We start from the raw sequence: 21513 nt of genomic DNA, 5'->3' as shown, positions 1-21513 counted from the left end.
GGTTCGCCACGCCGTCCTGACGGTCAGCTGTTCATTGCTGTTTGGTCTCGGGCGTGTTTCCCGGCAGCGACATGCGCAGCAGCGCACCGCCCTCGGGCGCCTCCCCGGCCCACACCGTGCCGCCGTGCCGCTCGGCGACCTGCTTGACGATCGACAGGCCCAGCCCGGACCCCGGCAGCGTGCGCGCGTCCGAGGACCGGTAGAACCGCTCGAACACGTACGGCCGGTCGGCCTCGGCGATGCCCGGCCCGCCGTCGGCGACCTCCAGCGCCGCGAAACCGGTGCCCTCCTCCGGCCGCAGGCCGACCCGGACCGTGCCGCCGTCCGGGCTCCACTTCGCCGCGTTGTCCAGCAGGTTCAGCACCGCCCGCTCCAGCGCGGTGGCGTCGCCCATCATCTCCCACGGCCGCAGGTCCACCTCGAACTCCACGCGCTGCGCCCGGCGGCGGACCCGGCTCAACGCGCGCTCGACCACGTCGGTGAGCTCGACGGGCTCGTGGACCGTCTGCGGGGTGTCCTCGCGGGCCAGCTCGACCAGGTCGCCGACCAGCGCGGACAGCTCGGTGATCTGGGCCTGCACGTCGGCGAACATCTCCTGGCGGTCCTGTTCGGACAGCTTCGGGGCGTCCGGCTGCGCCGAGGCCATCAGCAGTTCCAGGTTGGTGCGCAACGAGGTCAGCGGAGTCCGCAGCTCGTGCCCGGCGTCGGCGACCAGCCGCCGCTGCCGCTCCTGGGACTCCGCCAGGGCGGTGAGCATGCCGTTGAAGCTGGCCGTCAGCCGGGCCAGCTCGTCGTCACCGCTGACCGGGATCGGCCGCAGGTCGCCGGTGAGCGCGACCCGCTCGGTGGCCGCGGTGAGCCGCTGCACCGGCCGCAGACCGGCGCGCGCCACGGCGGTCCCGGCCGCGGCGGCGAGCAGGATGCCGGCGCCGCCCATCACCACGAGCACCACGCTCAGCTGCGCCAGGGTGCGCTGGGTGGGTTGCAGCGACGTGGACATCACCAGCGCCGCGTTGTCCCCGGTGGGGACCGCGACGACGCGGCTGTTGGTGCGCTGGTCGGTGCGCAGCGACTTGGCCGACTGGTGCCGGGCGACCGCCACCTCCAGCAGCGAGGTCGGCGGCTTGTCGACCGGTCCGATCTCGGTGCCGTCGGCGTAGACGACGCTGATCTTGAAGTTGGCGGCGGCGTAGAACGCCACCGGCACCTGCTGCAGGTCCGGGGTGCGCACCAGCGGGCCCGTCGCGGCCTCCACCGCGCGCGTCGACAGGTCGTCGTCCACCTGCTGGTACAGGCTGTCGTGGACGGTCACGAACGCGGCGATGGACACCAGCGCGACGGCCCCCGCCACGCACACCGCGGCCAGCCACGTGACCCGGTTGCGCAGCGAGACCCGTTGCAGGCGGCCGTTCTTCACCTCGGACTCGGCCAGGTCGGGCGGGGGTGGAGCGGGAACTGTCACGGCGGTGTCTCACGAAGCACGTAGCCGACGCCGCGGACGGTGTGGATGAGCCTCGGCTCGCCCTCGGCCTCGGTCTTGCGGCGCAGGTATCCGATGTAGACCTCCAGCGCGTTGCCGGAGGTCGGGAAGTCGTAGCCCCACACGTCCTCCAGCAGGCGGCTGCGGGTGAGCACCTGCTTGGGGTGCCCCATCAGCAGCTCCAGCAGGGCGAACTCGGTGCGGGTCAGGCTGATCGGGCGCTCCCCGCGGCGGACCTCCCGGGTGCCCGGGTCCAGTTCGAGGTCGGCGAAGCGCAGCACGGCCGGCCGCGCCTCCTGCTCGATGTCCGCCGGGCTCGCCCGGCGCAGCAGCGCGCGCAGGCGGGCGAGCAGCTCCTCCAACGCGAAGGGCTTCGGCAGGTAGTCGTCGGCGCCCGCGTCGAGCCCGGCGACCCGGTCGGAGACGGCGTCGCGGGCGGTCAGGACCAGGATCGGCAGGTCGTCACCGGTGCTGCGGAGCCGCCGCGCGACCTCCAGGCCGTCCAGGCGCGGCATCATCACGTCGAGGACCATGGCGTCCGGCCGGTTGTCCGCCAGCAGATCCAGGGCCTGTTGACCGTCCGCGGCGAGGTCGACCTGGTACCCGTTGAACTGCAACGACCTTCGAAGCGACTCGCGCACGGCACGATCGTCGTCGACGACGAGGATGCGCATGCGCACAGTGTTACTCGTCGCCCTGAGAAGCAGCTGAGAAGGTGCCGAGTTCGCCCATCCATCCCCCTCAGGCGTGACGTACGCCTCGATCGGTGACGACTCGGGCAGCGGATGCGCGGACGCCGGGAGCCACCGATCGGTGGCTCCCGGCGTCGCGGTGCGTCAGCGGGTGTGGAAGTAGCGGACCAGGGCGCGCGGCACGAGCTTGCGCTCGCCGTCGACGACGATCGGCACCAGGTCCGGCGCCGTCGCCTTCCACTGCGAACGGCGGTGGCGGGTGTTGCTGCGGGACGTCTTCCGCTTCGGAACGGCCATCGGGATCTCTCCTCGGGTCGGCGGTCAGGACGGTCGGCGGTCGCCGTAGCGGCGGCGGAACTTCTCCACCCGCCCCTGCGTGTCGAGCACCTGGCGGCCGCCGGTCCAGAACGGGTGCGAGTAGCGGGTGACGTCGACCGTCACCAGCGGGTACGAATTGCCGTCCTCCCACGTCACGTACGTCTCGGACGTGGCGGTGGAGCGGGTCAGGAACCGGTCTCCGGTGGTCCGGTCCTGGAACACCACGGGGTGGTAGTCGGGGTGGATTCCGGGTTTCACGCGCACTCCTCGGGTCAGTTCCCGTGACCGGTGTCACGGAGCGGTTCGGCGGTGGTGGCGGGGTCGTCGCCGCAGGGGTCGGTGTGCCACTCCACGAACGGGTCCTCGTAGGTCGCCCAGACCTCCTGCCCGGCGGCGAGCTCGTCGTCGGTGAGCAGGGCGTGCCGCAGGGCGCGGACGATCTCCCGCGGGTCCGCCTCGTGGGCGATCACGACCAGCTCGTGCATCCGGTCGCCGTAGTAGTCGTCCCAGTTCAGCGAGGCCCGGACCTGGCGCTCCGGGGACAGCTCCGAGCGCTGCTCGGGTTCCAGCGCGGCCAGCCACGGTCCGGCGTGCCCGACGCCGAGTCCGCCGCCGGCGGACTCCAGCCACAGCGCCACGTCCGGCTGGCTGGCCACCCACACCCGGCCCCGGGCGCGCACCACGCCCTCCAGCAGCACGTCGAACGCCTCGTGCAGCCGTTGCGGGTGGAACGGGCGGCGTTCCTCGAACAGCAGCATCGACACGCCCGCGTCGGTGTCCAGGGACGGCTGGCCGCGCAGCAGCGGCCCGTGCGGGCCGTCCACCTCGCCGCGCCGGGCGTCCAGCGGGACCCGGCCGACCAGGTCGGAGAACCGCAGGTCGGACAGGTCGGCACGGGGCGCGGTCGGGGTGAGGCGGCTGATGACCGCCTCGGTGCGCACCTGGGTCCACCGGTCCGTCGAGCCGACGAGCACCACCGCGTCGGCGAACTCGACCTGGCCGACCGCGACCTGCGCGAGGGTGCGTTCGTCGTCGGGGCTGCCGCCGAGGCCGCGTTCGACGAGCTCGGTCTCGCCGGTCGCGTCCTCCAGCCAGGTCGGCACGTCCACGGCGGTGACCACGGCCCGGACGTCGACGTCGTCGTCGACGGGGCTGCTGTCGACGACGACGTGCCGGATCGCCCAGCAGATCGCCTCGGGTTCCAGCGCCGGGTCGAGCTGCACGACGATGCGCGACACCGTCGGGTCGGCGGAGAGCCGCCGCAGCAGCGGCAGCATGTCCTCGCGCAGCGTGCAGGACACGCAGCCGTGCGCGAGTTCGAGCACGAAGGTGCGGTCGGTGTCGCCGTGCCGCACTCGGCGCCGGACGACGCCCTGCGTCACCTCGCGCAGGTCGTGGTGCACGAGGGCGGTGCCCGCCGGGTCCTCCCGCCACGCGGCTTCGGCGGTCGCCGCGACGTGACCAGCGTGGATGCCGGACACCACGACCAGCGGAGTGCGCCGGTCGGCGGCGGACCGGCCCCAGGACGGCTCGGTTTCCATCCCCCACCTCAATCGACAACGGTTTTCATCTGACGTCCGGACACGCTACCCTGTTCTGCGGTCTAAACGAAAATGGATGTCGTTATCGAGAGGTGCATCATGTCCGTCCGCTGCCAGGTGACCGGGAGGAAACCCGGCTACGGCAACCAGGTCTCCCACTCGAACAAGCGCACCCGCCGCCGCTGGCTGCCCAACGTGCAGCGGCGCCGCTACTGGCTGCCCTCGGAGGGCCGCTACGTCCGGTTGCGCGTGTCGACCAAGGGGATGAAGACCATCGAGCGGCGCGGCGTCGAGGCCGTCGTCGCCGAGCTGCGGGCCCGCGGGGAGCGCGTCTGATGGCCGCCACCGACCTGCGCCCCGTGATCAAGCTCCGCTCCACCGCCGGAACCGGCTACACCTACGTGACCCGCAAGAACCGCCGGAACAACCCCGATCGGCTGCGGCTGCGCAAGTACGACCCCATCGCCCGCCAGCACGTCGAGTTCCGCGAGGAACGCTGACCCGGAAAGGAACGGCCAGGTGGCCAAGAAGTCCAAGATCGTGCGCGACCGCCGGCGCCGCGAGGTCGTCGCCCGCCACGCCGAGCGGCGCGCCGAGCTCAAGAAGATCATCACCGCCCCGAGCAGCACCTCGGAGCAGCGCGACGCCGCGCTGCGCGAGTTGCAGCGGCAACCCCGCGACGCCAGCCCCGTCCGGCTGCGCAACCGCGACCGCATCGACGGGCGGCCGCGCGGCTACTTCCGCAAGTTCGGCCTCTCCCGGGTGCGGCTGCGCGAACTCGCGCACGCCGGTGAACTGCCCGGCGTGACGAAGTCGAGCTGGTGATCGGCATGCGCACCCCCGACCGCCGCAACCGCCGCAAGCCGAACCTGCTCCGCCGCGAAGGCGTCGCGCACGTCGACTGGAAGGACACCGCGCTGCTGCGCAAGTTCCTGTCCGACCGCGGCAAGATCCGGTCCCGCCGGGTCACCGGCCTGGACCCGCAGGAGCAGCGCGACGTCGCACGGGCCATCAAGAACGCCCGCGAAATGGCGCTGCTGCCCTATCCGTCACCAACGCGCAAATCCTGATCACAGCCCGTCTTCGCACCCGTTCTGCGTGGCGGTGCCGGTTGCGAGACCACTCGCCGGAGGGGAAGCGGCTGGCACCGCCTGTGCCACTCCCCTTCCGGGAGCAGGTTCAGCGACGGGCACTCACGAGGCCGCGGGGAGGGGCGTCGCGGTGCCCCTCCCCGCGGCCGCGCCGCCGCAGGGCAGGATGGTCGGCGATGACCACCGCTCGACGAGTACCACCGATCACTGACCACACCCCTGTCGGCGACCTCTACGAGGTGATCAACCGCCGCCGGGACGTCCGCGCGGAGTTCACCGGCGGCGAGATCCCCGAACCGGTGCTGCGCCGGGTCCTGACCGCCGCGCACAGCGCACCGAGCGTCGGCCTCTCCCAACCGTGGGACTTCGTGCTGGTGCGCGACGAGTCGACCCGGCGCGCGTTCCGCGAGCACGTGCTCGCCGAGCGCAGCGTCTTCGCCGCCCAGCTGCAGGGCGAGCGGGCCGAGACGTTCTCCCGCATCAAGGTCGAGGGCATCGTCGAGTCCTCGATGGGCATCGCCGTCACCTACGACCCGGACCGCGGCTCCCCGCAGGTGCTCGGCCGCCACGCCATCGCCGACGCCGGGCTGTACTCGGTGTGCCTGGCCATCCAGAACCTGTGGCTGGCCGCCACCGCCGAGGGCCTCGGCGTGGGCTGGGTCAGCTTCTACCGCGAGGAGTTCCTGCGCCGCCTGCTCGGCATCCCCACCGGCGTCCGACCGGTCGCCTGGCTGTGCGTGGGTCCGGTCCGCGCGCTCGCCGACCGCCCCGATCTGGAGCGGCACGGATGGCGGCGCCGCCTGCCCCTGGAGGACGTCGTGCACTACGAGAAGTACGGCCCTCGTCTCACCCGGTAGTCTGGCCAGTGACCAGCGTGTGACATCGCGTAGCGCGACGAGGTGAGCCCCTGCGAGGACGTGGTGCAGCAGGATGATCCGCTGTTGGCGGGGTACGTGCCCGCCCAGGACCGCTTGGTGCGGTCCCTGCTGGATTCCGGCCGCTTCGCCGAGGCAGGCGTGGCGTTCGACGAGCTCGTCGCCGCCGGTCCCAGCATGGTCGGCGAGCAGTGGAACCGCGCGACCGTCCTGGTGCACCGCGCCTCGCTGGCGTGGCGGCTGGCCCACATCCCGCTCGCGCTTGAGCTGGCCGCCGAGGGGTGGACCGAACTCGACGTCGACCGGCCGCAGGGCGGCTGCGCGGCGCACACCATCAGCATGCTCGGCTACCTGCTGGAGACGATCGGGCACCGCGGTCCCTCGCTGGAACTGATGTCCCTGTCCGTGCAGGTCGCCCGCGAATCCGGGGAGTGCTCGGCGCTGGCGCACTGCCTGAACCGGGAGGGCAACGCGCGGGTCTTCCGGGCGGTGACGCGCCCGGACGACTCCGCCGAGCAGTTCGCCCGCGCCCGCGACCTGCACGGGGAGGCCCATTCGCTGGCCAAACCGGGACAGGTGAAGCGCTCCGCGCTGGCCGGCTACGCGCGCGCCCTCGCGGGCGTCGGCGAGATGGACAGGGCCGAGCGCGCCGCTCTGGAGGCGCTGGCGCTGGGACGCGCTGCCGACGACTGGTTCACCTCGTCGGTCGCCAACTGGGTTCTCGCGGTGGTGCGCCGCGCGCAGAACCGGTTGGAGGAGGCCCGCACCTTCGCCAGCCGTGCCCTGGACAGCGCCGAGACCATCCGGGACACGATGCTGATGATGCAGTTCTCCCTGGACCTGTCGGCCATCTGCGAGGAGCTCAACGACCCGGTCGGCGAAAGCGCCGCGCTGCGGCGCACCGTCGCCGCCAGTCGCACCGCGGTGGACCTGCTGCAGGAGGGCCTCGGCCAGGCGCTGGAACAGCGCCGCGTCGCGGTGCAGGCGCAGCGGATGGCGATGGCGGCGCGGGAGGCGGCGCTGCGCGACCCGCTCACCGGCCTGACCAACCGCCTCGGCCTGGAGCGCCGCGCTCCGGGCCTGCTGGAGAGCACCGCGGCGCAGGGCCGCGTGCCGTGGCTGGTGCTGGTGGACATCGACTGGTTCAAGGAGATCAACGACGCGGCCGGGCACGCCGCGGGCGACATGGCGCTCCAGGAGGTGGCCTTCCTGCTGCGGCGCGAGTGCCGCGTCGACGACCTGGTCTGCCGCTGGGCGGGCGACGAGTTCGTGATCCTGCTCGTCGACGCCGACCAGTCGGCCCGCGATGCGGGCCCGCTCGTGGCCGAGCGGATCCGCGCCGCGGTGGAAGCCCACGACTGGCGCCTGGTCCTCGGCCGGAACATGCGGCCCCCGACGGTGAGCATCGGCGTCGCCGCCGGTCCGACCAAGCTGGAACAGCTCTTCGCGGCCGCTGACATCGCCCTCTACCGGGCCAAGCGGGCGGGCCGCAATCGCGTCGAACAGGAAACCACCGACGAGGCCGCGCTCGACTCGGGCCGCCCCTGACCGCACCCCACCCCGGACTACCATCGACCGCCATGTCCGCCGCACCGACGATCTCCCCGGTTTCCGCCCTTCCCGGCGAATTCACGACTAGAATCGAGAATAAGGCCGGAAATCCGGAAATCCGGAAATCCGGAAATCCGGAAAACCGGAAAACCGGAAAACCGGAAAACCGGGGGACCGTCGCCGAGCCGCGGCGGGCGAACCGGTGGGACACGCGCGACGTGCGGCGCCGGGTCCTCGGGGTGGTCCGCACCCTGACCGCGCTGGACAGGCTGCTCGACGTGCTCCCGGTGCTCGCCGACGACATGCGCGTCGAGACCCGGTTCTCCATCGCCCGGGGGTCCGAATTCTCCGCTGATCTCGACGACCACCTGCACCGCATCGGCGCCCGGATCGCGGACTGGGGCGAGGCGACCCCGGCGTCGTTCGATTTCGCCATCTCACCGAGCGGAAACGGACCGCTGCACGAATTGGGAATTCCGCTGATGACCCTTCCGCACGGGGCGGGCCACCACAAGCTCCGCGCGACCGACGAGGGAGTCGCGACCGAGGTCTCCGGGTTGTCGCGCACCCAGCTCACGCACCGCGGAGAAGTGGTGCCGACCGTCGTCGGCCTTTCCCACGACGACCAGCTCGACGTGCTGCGGCGGCACTGCCCCGAGGCGCTGCCCCGCGCCGAGGTCATCGGCGACCCGTGCTTCGCCCGGCTGCGGGCCAGCCTGCCGGTGCGGGAGCACTACCGCGACGCGCTCGGCACCGAGCACCGGACGCTGGTCCTCGTCGCGTCCACCTGGGGTGGGGAGTCGCTGTTCGGCCGCGAGGGCGATCTGGCCGCCGAACTGGTGGCGGAGCTGCCCGCGGCCGACTACCAGGTCGCCCTGGTGCTGCACCCCAACATCTGGGCGAAGTACGGGCGGTACCAGATCGAGTCCTGGACCTGGACGGCCCGCCGCCGCGGTCTGGTCCTCGTCCCACCGCTGCGGTCCTGGCAGGCGGCGCTGGTCGCCGCCGACGTGGTCGTCTCCGACCACGGCTCGCTCGCCTTCTACGCCGCGGCCCTGGGCACACCGCTGCTGCTGGCGGCGTTCGGCGAGCACGAGATCGCCCCGGGCTCCCCGATGTCCCTGCTCGGCGCCCGAGCGGGTCGCCTGCGGCGCGGGGACCTGAAGTCGCAGCTGGACGGCGCCCGGCCGGTCCCCGACCACGACCACCTCGCGGCGATGGCCTTCCAGGACCGCCCCTACCAGCGACTTCGCGATGTCGTCTACCGCTGCCTGGAGCTGGAGCCGCCGTCCTGGCCGGCCGCGGCCGAGCCGGTCGACGTGTTCAGCCCGTGAGTTTGCCGCGCACCCGGTCGGCCTTCGGGCTGCGCACCGACTCGTGCAGGGACAGCGCCTCCCGCAGGCAGTCCTGCGCCCCGGGGCGCCCGGTCGCGACCAGCGACTCCGCCAGGAGTTCCAACGGCTCGGCGAGGTCGAAGGACGCTCCGCGAGCCCGGATCGACCGGATCGCGGCCTCGAACTCCGAGAGCGCGTCGTCGTGCCGGTCGCGGCCCTGGTGGGCGCGGCCCATCGTGATCCGGATGCGTTCCGGAGTCCGCGCGTCGTCCGGGAAACCCGCCATCCGGTCGAGCGCGGTGCGCAGGTTGTCCAGCGCCTCCGCGTACTTCCCGAGCGCCACCAGCGACTTCCCGGCCAGGTACTCCTGCAACGCCATCCCGCGCACCTGCCCGACTTCCTCGTTCAGCGCGTGCGCCCGGTGGAAGAACCCGATCGCGTCGGAGTGGTCCCCGCACGCGTGCAGCGCTTTTCCGCGGAACTCCAGCGCCGACGCCAGCACCCGCCGGTGCCCGGCCCGCTCGGCCACCGCGCACGCCCGCTCCGATTCGTCGCGCGCCTGGGCGGTTTCGCCGGTCTCGACGAGCAACTGGCTGCGCAGGCTCCGCATTCGCGCCTCGGCCACCGGATTCCCCAGCGCCGCCGCCGAATCGACCGCGCGGCGCAGCGCCGCGAGCGTGTCGGCGTAGTGCTTGTGCTGGTGGTGCAGCGCCCACAGTGGACCGTCGCAGATCGCGACGACGTCCTCGTGCCAGTCGTTCTCGGCGCACACCCCGACGACGGCGAGCAGGTTGGGCCGTTCCCGCTCCAGCCATTCCAGGGCGGCCTTCTTCCCGCTGAACGGGTTCTTCCCGGCCACGTCCGGATCGGCGACCCGCAGCCTGGTCGGCTCCATGACCTTCCGGTCGGCGAACGCGCCCTGCCGCCGGTACCACCCGACCAACCGCCGCAGGGCCGCTTCGCGCCGATCCGCCCCGAGCTGCCGACCGGCCTCCGCGGCGTGTTCCCGCACGAGGTCGTGGAACCGGTACCGGTCCAGGTCGTCGCGTTCGAGCAGGCTCCTGTCGTGCAGTTCCTCCAGGGCGTCCTCGGCGTCGGCCGGATCGAGGTCGGCCAACGCCGCCACCGCCTCCGCCGTGAAACCGCGGCCGGGGAAGACCCCGAGCAGCCGGTAGAGCTCGGCGTGCGGCTCGTCGAGCCCGTCCGTCGCGAAGTCCAACGCCCGCAACACCTTCTCCAGTCGAACCCGGCGCCGCTGCCGGTCCTGCAGCTCGGCCGCGACGCGCTCGATCCGCCCGCCGCGCTTGACCAACCGCGCCGCCACGACGCGCAACGCGATCGGAAGGTACCCGCACAGCTCCACGACCCGCTTGGCCGCGTCGAGCTCCGCCTCGACCAGCTCCGCACCGGCGCAACGTCGCAGCACGTCCAGCGCGGTGTCCTCGTCGAGCGGTGCCAACCGGATCGCGGCCACCCCGTCCGGCCGGAGCTCGGCGGCGTCCCGGTGACTGGTGCACAACACGACGCTGTCCGGCGAAGCGGGCCGCAACCGGAGCAGTTCCCGCACGTCATCGACGTTGTCGAAGAAGAAGAGCAACCGCCGGTGGTCCGTCTCGGTGCGCAACAGCGCGATCTTGCCCTGCGACGTCGGGGGAATTCGCTCCCCCGGCACTCCCAGGGCGCGCAGGCAGTGCTCCGCGGCTTGGTCCACGGTCCGCCGACCGGACCCGAAGTCGAAGTACACCTGCCCGTGGTCGAACCGCTCGATCACGTCGTGCGCCCGCAACCAGTAGGCGATGAGGGCGCTCTTGCCCACCCCGCTCAGCCCGGTCACGGCCCCCACCTCGGCCCGACCACGCCGGTCGCCGTCGAGCAACCGGTCCAACCAGGCCCGCTGCTCCTCCCGGTCGACGAAGTGCTCGGGCTCCGGCGGCAACTCCCGGGGCACCGGCACGTCCCGACCACCGTGGAAGTGGATGCCCCCGTGCACGTCACCGCCGACCTGCGCCAGGTTCTCGACGCGCCCGCTGTTGTCGTTGCCCATCCCCACCCCCAGGAGACCCGAGTCAGTGACGATCTCCGACCATACGTGACCAGCACCACCACCCGCCCCACCCGGCGACAACCGACCACGTACCACCCCCTCCCGCCGACCAGGTACCCTCCACCTAGGTCGCAGACCAGCCCTCGTAGCTCAGGGGATAGAGCACCGCTCTCCTAAAGCGGGTGTCGCAGGTTCGAATCCTGCCGGGGGCGCAAACCCGCTGGTGGACGGAGCGGGGTTGATCTCTCCCCGCGCTGCCGCCGGGCGTCGAGCTGGGCCTCCGGTTCATGGGGAAGTCCTTGGGTCATGCCGACCTTCTCGGGCCCAGGCGGTCAGCGGTCTCCCGCATCGGGCAACCGAAGTCCCGCGGCGCGTTGGTTCGCCGGCTCAGCGGCGCGGCGGGGAGTGGGAAGCTGCCTGGCATGGAGCTGAACGGGGTCCCCGCCACTCTCGACCAGATCAAGGCACTGGCGCTGACGAACTACGGCCACTTCACGTCGATGCTCGTGGAGGACGACCGCGTCCGCGGGCTGTCCCTGCACATGCAACGGCTGGCGCAGGACTGCCGCCACCTCTTCAACGTGGAGTTGGACACCGACCGCGTTCGCGCGTACGTCCGGAAAGCCCTGGGCGGAAGCGCGCAGCCGACGGTGGTGCGGGTGACCGTCTACGATCCCGAGCTCGACCTCGGGTCGATCGGCTCCAGTGCGGACCCGTGCGTCCTGGTGACCACGCGCCCAGCCGGTCGCGGGGAGCCGAAGCCCTGGCGACTCCAGACGGTCCCGTACCGGCGCGACGACCCGACCGTGAAGCACACCGGGCTGTTCGGCGCGATGAGGCACCGGCGGTCGGCGCAGCGCGAGGGATTCGACGACGCGCTGTTCATGAACCCGGACGGCACGATCTCGGAGATCGCGACGTCGAACATCGGCTTCCTGCGGGACGGCCAGATCATCTGGCCGCGTTCCGAATGCCTCCCCGGTGTCACCATGCGACTGCTCCGCCAGGCCCTGGACGAGCCCGTGATCACCGAACCGCTGACCGCGTCCGACCTCCACGGCATGGAAGCCGCGTTCGCGACCAACGCAGCGACCGGGGTCAGGCCAGTGGCTTGTGTGGACGGCGCGGAGTGGCCGTCCGACCACGAGGTGTTCAGCCGGTTGCGCGAGCTGTACGCGGAGATCCCCGCGGAACACCTGTAGAAACCTCGCCGATTCTGCTGCAAACGGGTCTCCCCAGGCTCGAACTCTGCCCTGATCTGGGGAAACGCAGCATGCGAGTTCGAGTGCGCATGACGCGGCGCAGTCCCCCGACCACGTAGGAGCAGTCGTGGGCGTCAGGGATCCGAGGGCTGGTCCGGGTCGTCGAGCGCGGCCTTGAGGCGGTAGTCGACTCGGACATCGCGGTAGGTGGTCGCGGCCTGCACCCGGTCGGGAAGTCCGGTGCGGTCCGAGGAGGATTCGTGCGCCGTGGCCCCGAAGAACTCCACGCGCGTGCGGGGCTGCTCGTGGAAGCGCAGGCGCCGTGCTCGCACGGTCGCGTCGAAGCTGATGGCGTGCGCGTGGTGCGAGGGGGTCACGACGACCGCGGTTTCCGACCGCTCGTGCCGGACGGCGACGAAGGGCGGCGCGGGCGTCCGCCCCCGACCGGCCGCCGCTTGCCCGCCGGGCGCTCAGCACGCCCGCGATCGGGCTCTTCCTCGCGCGGGGCGCGCTCGGCGGAGCCCTCCCCCGACCGCCCGCCCGCGGCCTTTCCGGCGTCCCCGCCGACGTCCTCAGCGGTCCCACCGACGTCCTGGGCAGCTTCCCCCGCACCGCGGCCCGCCTCGCTGGTCGCGTCGCCGGCGCCCCGGCCGACTTCCTGCGCGGCCTCCCCCGCTCCCCGGCCGACCCCCTTCGTGGCCTCCTCGGCCCCACTGCCGACATCACTCACGGCCTCACCAGCACCCCGGCCAGCCTCCTTCGTGGCCTCCCCAGCACCACTACCGACATCACTCACGGCCTCACCAGCACCCCGGCCGACCTCCTGGGCGGCCTCCCCAGCACCGCTGCCCACTTCCTCCAGGGCCCCGCCCGTGCCCTCACCGACCTCCTCCAGCGCCTCGCCTGCGCCCTCGCCGACCTGCTCGACCGCGCCGCCGGCGCCTCTCCCGAGCTCGCCGACCGCCTCGCCGGCCCCGCGCAGCGCCGGTTCGAGGCTGCGCACCGCCTGCTCGATGATCTGCGGATTGCGGTCGATGGTGGTCAACACGCGGTCGAGGATCCGTGCGACCGTGTCGAGCCGGACCTTCAGCAGCGCCTGGGCCTGCACCCCGGCGATCGTCAACGACACCCGTCCCAGCGCGACGTCCGCGCCCACGTTCAGCTTGACGAGGTCCAGCACTTCGGCCCGCAAGGACACGCGCGCACGCAGATCCTCGACCTCAAGCTTGATCTCCTCCACCGACAGGTTCGGCACGTCCAGGAGCACGTCGGGCTCCCGGGAATCCGGGGCGCGCTCCTCGGGCAGCTCGCTTGGCCGCTCACCGTCTTCCCGCGGTTCCCCGTGCCGGGTCTCCTCGACCTCGTCGGCCCGGCCATCGTCAGCGGACACGTGATCACCTTCTCCGCCTGTCCGGCCACCTGCCGCCACCCTCCGCCCCCTGGCCCGCTGTGTCTTGGGACTTTCGACTCCCCTGGTTCGCGTGGCGTGAAAGCGCAGCAGGACGACGTCGACGAGGCTGATCGGCTGCTCAGCCGTTCCCGACGAACCACCGGGCCGGGCGAAGCCCGCCGAGCTCCGGCAGCGGGGCGCTCCGGGGACGCCCGGGAGCCGCCCCGTGGTCGAGACCACCACCTTTCCGGATCGCAACGGGCGGTCCTGCTGGGACCGCCCAGCACTCGCACCGAACCCGCCCGCCACCAACGGTTTCCGGTTGGTCACCGCCGGTCTTCCGCGCCGGGCAACGGGTATGACCTGCCCTACGAACACCCGGGGATATTTGGAGTCGTGGAGGCGAGTTATCTAACGTCGGGTTCGTGCGACTGACCAAGCGGACCGACCTGGCGCTGCGGATCGCGATGCGGCTGGCGGTTCTGGGCGAGGAGGACTCGCCGATCACGCGGGAGGTCGCCGACTCCGTTGCCGTTCCCTACAGCCACGCGGCGAAGGTCGTCACGCTGCTCCAGCACCTGGGCGTCGTCGAGGCGCGTCGTGGTCGCGGTGGCGGTCTTGCGCTGACCTCGGCTGGGCGCACCAGGTCTCTCGGCGGACTGGTGCGCGAGCTCGAAGGCGTGGGGGATGTCGTGGGTTGCGACGACGATCCGCCCTGTCCACTGCGGTCGGCATGTCGGCTGCGCTCGGCGCTGCGCAGCGCGCAGGACGCCTTCTACGCCGCGCTCGACCCGATCACCATCGAGGACCTGGTGGCCGCCCCCACCGGCCCCGTCCTGCTGAGCCTGTCCCCCAGACCCCCGGCGGACTGACCCGGCCCGCACCACACCGGGTGGCCCGCTGCGGCCGGAAATCCGAATCTTGAATACCGATTTGGGAGTTCCCCCGATGTTGTCCGAGAAGTCGGCCGAAACGGTGCGCGCGACCCTGCCCGCGGTCAGCGGCTCCATCGGCGAGATCGCGTCGGTCTTCTACGAGAAGCTCTTCACCGCCCACCCCGAACTGCTGCGCGACCTGTTCAACCGGGGCAACCAGGCCAACGGTGCGCAGCAGCAAGCGCTCGCCGGGTCGATCGCGGCGTTCGCCTCGGCCCTGCTGGAACATCCCGACACCCCGCCCGAGACGATGCTCAGCCGCATCGCGCACAAGCACGCATCCCTCGGGATCACGTGCGATCAGTACTCGATCGTGCAAGCGCACCTGTTCGCGGCGATCGGCGAGGTGCTGGGCTCGGCCGTCACGGACGAGGTCGCCGCCGCGTGGAGCGAGGTCTACTGGCGGATGGCGGACGCGCTCATGGCGAAAGAGGCCCGCCTCCATGCCGAGGCCGGCATCGCCGACGGCGACGTCTGGCGCGACTACCGCGTCGTGGGCCGACTGCCGGACGGCGACGTCGTCACCTTCCAGGTGCGCCCGGTCGACGGCTCGCCGATCCCCGCCTCGCGTCCCGGTCAGTACGTGTCCGTGCAGGTCCCGCTGCCGGACGGGGCGCGCCAGATCCGCCAGTACAGCCTGTCCGGCGACCCCGGCGACGCCTTGCAGTTCACCCTCAAGAAGGTCGACGGCGAGGTCTCGACCCAGCTGCACGAGCACGTCGCCGAAGGGGACGTGCTGCGGATCGGGCCGCCTTCCGGGGACGTCACCCTCGACGACGGCGACGGGCCGGTCCTGCTCGTCTCCGCCGGCATCGGCTGCACGCCGATGATCAGCATGCTCAGCCACCTGGCGGCCACCGACTCCCCGCGCCAGGTCATCGCCGTGCACGCGGACCGCACGCAGCGCACCCACGCGCTGCGCGCCGACCTCGACCAGCTCGTCGCCAAGCTGCCCGACGCCACCGCCCACGTCTGGTACGAAGCGCCCGAAGGTCGCTGGCCCGCCGACCGCACGGGGTTGGTCGACCTGTCCGCGGTCGACATCCCGGAAGGCGTCACAGCCTACCTGTGCGGCCCGTTGCCGTTCCTGCGCTCGGCCCGCGCCCAACTCCGCGCACTCGGTGTCCCGGCGGCCGACATCCACTACGAGGTGTTCGGCCCCGACCTCTGGCTCGGTCGGGACTGAGCGCGGGGCTCCGCGCTCGCGGACGCGCTGACGTGCGGCGCCCCGGTCAGCCGCGGCCGAAGAGCCTCCGCAGGAATCGGCCGCCGCGTCCGCTCCTCTCGGCCGGGGTGCAGGCGCAGCGCTGGGCCTTCGGCACATCCGCGAGCACCTGTTCCACGTGCTGGCCGCAGCCCGCGTAGGTGGGCTTCCGGCACGTCCGGCACTCCACTCGACGGCACATGATTCACCTTTCCGCTCAACGCGTTTCGTCCTCGGGCGCGCTATCCCGGTATCCGGTGCCGTCTCGGCGCGGTGGCTGGAGCGCAGACCGCGACGGCATCAGGACCCCTTGACCACGGGCACGTCGACTTCGGCCGCGACCGGGAGTCGCCGAGCGGAACAATACCCCGGGGGGTATGGAACGATCACACGACCCCGCGGCGCACAGCGGGATCGCGGGTCGCGCTCAGGCGAGCGCGAGGAACAGCCGCTCCAGCTCCTGCTCGGTCATCGGCGGCTCGTCCTCTCCATCGCGGGCCTGCATGCAGTAACGCATCCCGCTGGCCACGATCTTGAACCCGGCGCGGTCCAGAGCACGGGAAACCGCCGCCAACTGGGTCAACACCTCGGCGCAGTCACGACCTTCCTCGATCGCCTCGATCACGCCGTTCAACTGGCCTCGCGCCCGACGCAGCCGCGTCAGCGCATCGCCCACCAACTCCGGCTTCATCTCCACACCGACCACCTCCGCTCGACCACAACATAACAAAACCCCCTGGGGGTATCCCGGAGGCGGAGGGCGCACCGCCGTCCGGTCGGTACACGCGATCATCCCACGAGACCCGCCGCGACCGGCGCGGCGAAAGCGGTGGAAGCGGTCCACACGGCATCCTCCTGCGGCCCGCGCAGCTCGGGGAACCCCGCCGACGGGGTTCCCCGGCTCGAAAAACCGCGCAGCCGCCGAGGTTTCCGGTGCTTCCCGCTACGCCATGGTGCGCTTCAGCGCGTCCAGGGCGCGGCTGGCGGTGGATTTCACGGCGCCCTTCGAGATCCCGGTGGCGTCGGCGATCTCGGATTCGGAGAGGTTGCCGTAGTAGCGCAGCACGAGCACCTCGCGCTGCCGGGGCGGGAGTGCGGACAGGGCGTCGACGACCGCCCGGTGCTCGGCGGTCAGCATCGCCAACGACTCCGCGGAACGGGCGTTGACCTGGTGCGGCGGCTGGTAGGCGCGGGCGGTCTTGCGGCGTCGCAGCACCGAGCGGCTGCTGTTGACCACGGCCGCGCGGAGGTACCCGAGGGCCGCCGCGGAGTCGCGCAGCCCGGCCCAGTTGCGGTACAGGCCGGTGAACGCTTCCTGGACGACGTCCTCGGCCGTGGCCGGTTCGTCGACCAGCAGGATCGCCAGGCGCACCATCCGCATGCGCTGCTGGCGGTACAGATCTTCGAGGCTGAGCGGTGGAGCGGCGGGCGCATCGATCGCGCGCAGTCGCTTCGAAGTCTTCTCGACGTCCCGCCCCCTCGTCGCGGGAAGCATGCCGATCACTCGGACCTCCGATTCGCTGGGCGCGGGCGAAGACCCTGGCGGGACGTCGACGCCCCGTCGCAGCCCGCGCTGCCGATGGCTGCAACGCAGCTCCGGGTCCCCCCTGGAGCCGGCCTCGTGCGTACTGTTCCGCTGGACAACTGGTGAAATCGATGTCCCTGCGCGTGGCGGTTCGCGTGCCCGACGACACGGAAGCGACCAGGACACTACGGGGCAGCACCGCGCAGGGACGCCGGTTCCGAGCCCCGTGCGGGGATTCCCGCAGGAACGGCCGCACGCGGTCCGCCGCTCCGCGTGCGAGCGGTCACCGCGAGGCGGCGCGGCCGTCGTCGAGACCGCGCGACCAGCGCGCAAAAGCGTTGCGGCGAAGCGTGTTCGCGGTGTCCGGGCAAACGCACCCGACAGGCGGCGACGCGGCGAAGGGAGGGGTGGCCCCGGTCGGCGGATCGGGGCTTCCGGTTCGGCGCGGGTCGCCCGGGGCCATCGCGCCGTTCGTCGAGCACGATCACCACCCTGTGCACTCCCCCCAACCCCCGCCCCTGGACTGTGCACTCCGCCTACTGCCCTGCATCTGACCAGGGCGTACGGTGCCGGCATCCGGCGGTGAGGAGGTTCGGGTGCGGATCGGTATTGACGTCGGGGGGACGAACACCGACGCGGTTCTGCTGGACGGGGAGCGGGTGCTCGCCGCGGTGAAGATGGCGACCACCGGTGATGTGACCTCGGGGATCGTCGCTGCCATCGACGGGTTGCAGCGGCAGCACGCGTTCGATCCCGCGCGGGTGCGGGCGGTGATGATCGGGACGACGCACTTCATCAACGCGCTCGTGGAGGCTCGGCGGTTGGCGCCGACCGCGGCGGTGCGGTTGAGCTTGCCCGCCGGGGCGTCGTTGCCGCCGATGGTGGACTGGCCGCAGCGGTTGGTCGACGCCGTGGGCGGGCGGAGCTACCTGTGCCACGGCGGGCACGAGTTCGACGGGCGGCACATCTCCGAGCTCGACGAGGACGAGCTGCGCAAGGCCGCCGAAGACATGGGGCGGGCCGGGGTGCGCAGCGTGGCCATCACCTCGGTGTTCTCGCCGGTGAACCACGAGTTCGAGCAGCGGGCCGCCGAGGTCATCGCCGCGGAGCTGCCGGACGTGGCCGTGTCGTTGTCGCACGAGATCGGGCGCGTCGGGTTGTTGGAGCGGGAGAACGCGACCGTCATCAACGCGGCGTTGCGGGAGTTGGCCGCGCACATCGTGGACGGCTTGGCCGCGTCCGTCAGCGGGGCCGGGATCAGCGCCCCGCTGTACCTCAGCCAGAACGACGGGACGCTCATGGACGTCGACTTCGCTCGGCGGTACCCGGTCGCGACCTTCGCTTCCGGGCCGACGAACTCGATGCGGGGCGCCGCCGCGCTGTCCGGTTTGGACACCTGCGCGGTGGTCGACGTGGGCGGGACGACCACCGACGTCGGCGTGCTCAACCAGGGCTTCCCGCGCGAGGCGACGACCGCGGTCAGCGTCGCCGGGATCCGGACCAACTTCCGGATGCCGGACGTGCTGTCCATCGGCATCGGGGGTGGCAGCCGGGTGCGGCGCGACGGGGAGGTGACCGTCGGCCCCGACTCGGTGGGCTACCAGCTGACCAGCGAGGCCCTGGTCTTCGGCGGGGACGCGCTGACCGCGACGGACATCGCGGTCGCCGCCGGGCGCGCCGAGATCGGCGACCCGGAGCTGGTGCGGCACCTGGACGGCGACCTGGTCCGGGCCGCGCTGGACCGCATCGCCGCCGACGCCGCGGACGCCGTGGAACGGATGCGGACCTCGGCCGAACCGCTGCCGGTGGTCGCGGTCGGTGGCGGATCGGTGCTGCTGCCCGACGAGATGGGCGATGCCGGCGAGGTGCGGCGACCGGAGCACTACGCCGTGGCCAACGCGATCGGCGCGGCCATCGCGCAGATCGGCGGGGAGGTCGACCGGGTGTACGCGGTGGAGCCGGGGCGGCGGGGCGCCGTGGTGGACGAGGCCAAGCAGGAGGCCGTGGACCGCGCCGTCGCCGCCGGTGCAACTCCATCCACAGTGGACATCGTGGACTTCGACGAGGTTCCGATCCCGTACCTGCCGGGCAACGCCACCCGCATCCGCGTCAAGGCCGTCGGCGACCTGCAGTTGGGGGCGTGAGATGCGGGAGATCACGGCGGATCAGCTGGACGACGTCGCGCGCGGCGCGGCGATCCTGGGCACCGGTGGCGGCGGCGACCCGCACATCGGGCGGCTGCTGGCGCGGGCGTCGCTGGGCGAGCACGGGCCGGTGCGGCTGACCGCGCTCGACGAGTTGCCGTCCGACGCCGCGGTGCTGCCGGTGGCGATGATGGGCGCGCCCACCGTGATGGTGGAGAAGCTGCCGTCGGTCGAGCAGATCGGGCTGGCCGCCCGCACGCTCGCCGACTACCTGGGCCGCGAGCTGACGCACGTGGCGTGCGCGGAGGCAGGTGGGGTCAACTCGCTGATCCCGGTGGCCGCGGCCGCCCAGCTCGGGTTGCCGCTGGTCGACGGCGACGGGATGGGGCGCGCGTTCCCGGAGATCCAGATGACCCTGCCCACGCTGCACGGCGTGCGCGCCACGCCGATGGCGATCGCCGACGAGAAGGGCAACCGCACCGTCCTGGACACGGTCGACAACGGGTGGGCCGAGCGGCTGGCGCGCGGCGCGACGATCGAGATGGGCTGCTCGGCGATGGTCAGCCTGTACGCGATGGACGGGGCGCAGGCCCGCGAGTCGATGGTGCCCGCGACCCTCACCCTGTGCGCCGAGTTGGGCCGGCTGGTGCGCAGCGGCGGAGTCGCCGCGGTCGTCGACCGGCTCGGCGGGGAGCTGCTGTTCACCGGCAAGGTCGTCGACGTCTCGCGGCGCACCCAGGCCGGTTTCGCCCGCGGCGATGCCGCTCTGTCCGGAATGGACGGTGATGCCGGGTCCGATCTGGTGCTGCGGTTCCAGAACGAGCACCTCGTCGCCGAGCGCGACGGTGCGGTGCTCGCGTCGGTGCCGGACCTGATCTGCACGCTGGACGCCGAGACCGGCGAGGCGATCACCACCGAGTCGTTGCGCTACGGCCAGCGCGTCGCCGTCATCGCCGCGCCCGCGGATCCGCGCTGGCACAGCGCGGCGGGCCTGGAGCTGGCCGGGCCGCGCTACTTCGGCTACGACATCGACCCGGTGGGGGTGCCGCGGTGAGCTGGCTGCTGACCGAGGACCACCTGGACGACCTGGCGCGCGGTGCGGCGGTGCTGGGCACCGGTGGCGGCGGCGACCCGTACGTCGGGCGACTGCTGGTGCGGCAGGCGATCCGCGAGTTCGGCCCGGTCACCGTCCTCGATCCGTCCGAAGTGGACGACGGTGCGCTGGTGGTGCCGACCGCGCAGATGGGCGCGCCGACCGTGGTGCACGAGAAGATCCCCAGCGGCGCGGAGCCGGTGACCGCGCTGCGGGCCCTGGAGGACCACCTCGGCGCGCGGGCCGACGCCACGATGCCGATCGAGTGCGGTGGCATCAACTCGATGATCCCGCTGGTCGTGGCCGCGCGGACCGGGCTGCCGGTGGTCGACGCCGACGGCATGGGGCGCGCGTTCCCGGAGCTGCAGATGGAGACCTTCGGCGTCTACGGCATCACCGGGTCGCCGATGGCCGTGGCCGGGGAGCGCGGCGAGTCGGCGGTCATCGACACCGGCGCGGACAACCGGCGGATGGAGTGGCTGGCGCGCGGCGTCACCATCCGGCTCGGCGGGGTCGCGCACATCGCCGAGTACTCGATGTCCGGTGCCGACGTCAAGCGCACCGCGATCCCGCGCACGCTGTCGCTGGCGCACACCGTCGGCAGCGCCATCCGCGAGGCGCGGGAGCACCACACCGACCCGGTGGCGCAGCTGGCGGACCGGCTCGGCGACACGCTCTACGGGCACCTGCGGGTGCTGTTCCGGGGCAAGATCTCCGACGTCGAGCGGCGCACCGAGGCCGGGTTCGCGCGCGGCCGCGCGTCGGCGGTGTCGTTCGACGGCGAGCACCGGCTCGACGTGGAGTTCCAGAACGAGCACCTCGTGGCGCTGGTGGACGGCGAGGTGCGGTGCGTGGTGCCGGACCTGGTGTGCGTGCTGGACTCCGAGCTGGCGGAACCGATCACCACCGAATCGCTGCGCTACGGGCAGCGGGTCACCGCGATCGGCATCTCCACCCCGGCGATCATGCGCACCCCGGAAGCACTGGCGGTGTTCGGCCCGGCGGCCTTCGGCCTGCCCTACGACTTCCGCCCGGTGGAGTCGACACCCCAGGTGCTGCACCCGGACGGCGACCGCACCCCGCGCTGACCGGCG

23 protein-coding genes and 1 tRNA gene are annotated in these 21513 nt (G+C 72.3%); 14 read left to right on the top strand and 10 right to left on the bottom strand.

Annotated elements, in window-relative coordinates; translation table 11 throughout:
• Positions 1-31: 31 nt before the first annotated feature.
• The 5 genes from NV263_RS03120 to mrf form a co-directional block, all read right to left on the bottom strand.
• Positions 32-1462 (bottom strand): HAMP domain-containing sensor histidine kinase, encoded by a 1431-nt coding sequence (locus tag NV263_RS03120; protein WP_263250916.1) that lies wholly within the window; start codon positions 1460-1462, stop codon positions 32-34.
• A complete protein-coding gene (locus tag NV263_RS03115) occupies positions 1459-2154 on the bottom strand; it encodes a response regulator transcription factor (protein WP_317630388.1) in 696 nt (231 codons plus the stop codon). The genes NV263_RS03120 and NV263_RS03115 overlap by 4 nt, the downstream gene beginning before the upstream one ends.
• A 162-nt stretch (positions 2155-2316) precedes the next feature.
• Entirely contained in the window at positions 2317-2469 is a 153-nt protein-coding gene (gene rpmF / locus NV263_RS03110) for a 50S ribosomal protein L32 (protein ID WP_263250913.1), read from the bottom strand.
• 24 nt (positions 2470-2493) lie between these two features.
• Positions 2494-2748, bottom strand: coding sequence for a type B 50S ribosomal protein L31 (locus NV263_RS03105; RefSeq protein WP_263250912.1), 255 nt, complete (start codon positions 2746-2748; stop codon positions 2494-2496).
• A 14-nt stretch (positions 2749-2762) separates the two neighbouring features.
• Entirely contained in the window at positions 2763-4031 is a 1269-nt protein-coding gene (gene mrf, locus NV263_RS03100) for a ribosome hibernation factor-recruiting GTPase MRF (protein WP_263250910.1), read from the bottom strand.
• A gap of 99 nt (positions 4032-4130) precedes the next feature.
• On the opposite strand from mrf, the gene rpmB reads away from it, so the two are divergent.
• From rpmB to NV263_RS03065, 7 genes are all read left to right on the top strand, one after another.
• Positions 4131-4367, top strand: a complete 237-nt coding sequence (gene rpmB / locus NV263_RS03095; protein ID WP_263250908.1) for a 50S ribosomal protein L28 — start codon at positions 4131-4133, stop codon at positions 4365-4367.
• Positions 4367-4531 (top strand): 50S ribosomal protein L33, encoded by a 165-nt coding sequence (gene rpmG / locus NV263_RS03090; RefSeq protein WP_263250907.1) that lies wholly within the window; start codon positions 4367-4369, stop codon positions 4529-4531. The genes rpmB and rpmG overlap by 1 nt, the downstream gene beginning before the upstream one ends.
• 19 nt (positions 4532-4550) lie before the next feature.
• Positions 4551-4856, top strand: coding sequence for a 30S ribosomal protein S14 (gene rpsN, locus NV263_RS03085; RefSeq protein WP_263250906.1), 306 nt, complete (start codon positions 4551-4553; stop codon positions 4854-4856).
• 5 nt (positions 4857-4861) lie between these two features.
• On the top strand, positions 4862-5101 hold the full coding sequence (rpsR, locus tag NV263_RS03080) for a 30S ribosomal protein S18 (protein ID WP_263250904.1): 240 nt from the start codon (positions 4862-4864) through the stop codon (positions 5099-5101).
• Between the two features lie 197 nt (positions 5102-5298).
• Positions 5299-5979 carry a 5,6-dimethylbenzimidazole synthase gene (bluB, locus tag NV263_RS03075; protein ID WP_263250902.1) on the top strand — a complete coding sequence of 227 codons (681 nt, stop codon included), beginning with the start codon at positions 5299-5301 and terminating at the stop codon, positions 5977-5979.
• Between the two features lie 42 nt (positions 5980-6021).
• The gene (locus NV263_RS03070) at positions 6022-7545 is read left to right on the top strand and encodes a GGDEF domain-containing protein (protein WP_263250901.1); all 1524 of its coding nucleotides are present in this window, start codon (positions 6022-6024) and stop codon (positions 7543-7545) included.
• 221 nt (positions 7546-7766) lie between these two features.
• On the top strand, positions 7767-8882 hold the full coding sequence (locus NV263_RS03065) for a hypothetical protein (RefSeq protein WP_263250900.1): 1116 nt from the start codon (positions 7767-7769) through the stop codon (positions 8880-8882).
• Here the strand turns inward: NV263_RS03065 and NV263_RS03060 are convergent.
• Positions 8872-10926, bottom strand: coding sequence for an NB-ARC domain-containing protein (locus NV263_RS03060; protein WP_263250899.1), 2055 nt, complete (start codon positions 10924-10926; stop codon positions 8872-8874). The genes NV263_RS03065 and NV263_RS03060 overlap by 11 nt on opposite strands.
• Positions 10927-11065: 139 nt before the next feature.
• Here NV263_RS03060 and NV263_RS03055 point away from each other — a divergent pair.
• A tRNA-Arg gene (locus tag NV263_RS03055) sits at positions 11066-11138 on the top strand.
• A gap of 210 nt (positions 11139-11348) precedes the next feature.
• Positions 11349-12128, top strand: coding sequence for an aminotransferase class IV family protein (locus tag NV263_RS03050; protein WP_263250897.1), 780 nt, complete (start codon positions 11349-11351; stop codon positions 12126-12128).
• Positions 12129-12262: 134 nt separating this feature from the next.
• Here the strand turns inward: NV263_RS03050 and NV263_RS03045 are convergent, their stop codons facing one another.
• Both NV263_RS03045 and NV263_RS03040 read right to left on the bottom strand, forming a co-directional pair.
• On the bottom strand, positions 12263-12505 hold the full coding sequence (locus NV263_RS03045) for a hypothetical protein (protein ID WP_263250896.1): 243 nt from the start codon (positions 12503-12505) through the stop codon (positions 12263-12265).
• The gene (locus NV263_RS03040) at positions 12502-13518 is read right to left on the bottom strand and encodes a hypothetical protein (protein WP_263250895.1); all 1017 of its coding nucleotides are present in this window, start codon (positions 13516-13518) and stop codon (positions 12502-12504) included. Before NV263_RS03040 ends, NV263_RS03045 begins: the two co-directional genes overlap by 4 nt.
• 425 nt (positions 13519-13943) lie before the next feature.
• Here NV263_RS03040 and NV263_RS03035 point away from each other — a divergent pair, with 425 nt between their 5' ends.
• The gene (locus NV263_RS03035) at positions 13944-14390 is read left to right on the top strand and encodes an RrF2 family transcriptional regulator (protein WP_263250894.1); all 447 of its coding nucleotides are present in this window, start codon (positions 13944-13946) and stop codon (positions 14388-14390) included.
• Positions 14391-14466: 76 nt separating this feature from the next.
• The gene (locus tag NV263_RS03030) at positions 14467-15639 is read left to right on the top strand and encodes a globin domain-containing protein (RefSeq protein WP_263250893.1); all 1173 of its coding nucleotides are present in this window, start codon (positions 14467-14469) and stop codon (positions 15637-15639) included.
• A 445-nt stretch (positions 15640-16084) separates the two neighbouring features.
• Here the strand turns inward: NV263_RS03030 and NV263_RS03025 are convergent, their stop codons facing one another.
• Complete coding sequence (locus NV263_RS03025; protein WP_263250892.1) at positions 16085-16354, bottom strand: metal-sensitive transcriptional regulator; 270 nt, start codon at positions 16352-16354, stop codon at positions 16085-16087.
• Positions 16355-16600: 246 nt separating this feature from the next.
• A complete protein-coding gene (locus NV263_RS03020) occupies positions 16601-17152 on the bottom strand; it encodes a SigE family RNA polymerase sigma factor (protein ID WP_263254025.1) in 552 nt (183 codons plus the stop codon).
• Between the two features lie 626 nt (positions 17153-17778).
• Here NV263_RS03020 and NV263_RS03015 point away from each other — a divergent pair.
• Genes NV263_RS03015 through NV263_RS03005 form a run of 3 tightly spaced genes read left to right on the top strand, consistent with a single transcriptional unit; the run spans position 17779 to position 21507 of the window.
• Positions 17779-19326 carry a hydantoinase/oxoprolinase family protein gene (locus tag NV263_RS03015; protein WP_263250891.1) on the top strand — a complete coding sequence of 516 codons (1548 nt, stop codon included), beginning with the start codon at positions 17779-17781 and terminating at the stop codon, positions 19324-19326.
• A 1-nt stretch (position 19327) separates the two neighbouring features.
• Positions 19328-20380, top strand: coding sequence for a DUF917 domain-containing protein (locus NV263_RS03010; protein WP_263250890.1), 1053 nt, complete (start codon positions 19328-19330; stop codon positions 20378-20380).
• Positions 20377-21507, top strand: a complete 1131-nt coding sequence (locus NV263_RS03005; protein ID WP_263250889.1) for a DUF917 domain-containing protein — start codon at positions 20377-20379, stop codon at positions 21505-21507. Before NV263_RS03010 ends, NV263_RS03005 begins: the two co-directional genes overlap by 4 nt.
• The last annotated feature ends 6 nt before the right edge of the window (positions 21508-21513 follow it).

Source organism: Saccharopolyspora rosea (assembly GCF_025643595.1).
Taxonomy (GTDB): domain Bacteria; phylum Actinomycetota; class Actinomycetes; order Mycobacteriales; family Pseudonocardiaceae; genus Saccharopolyspora; species Saccharopolyspora rosea.
This window is presented reverse-complemented; position numbering and strand designations above follow the sequence as displayed.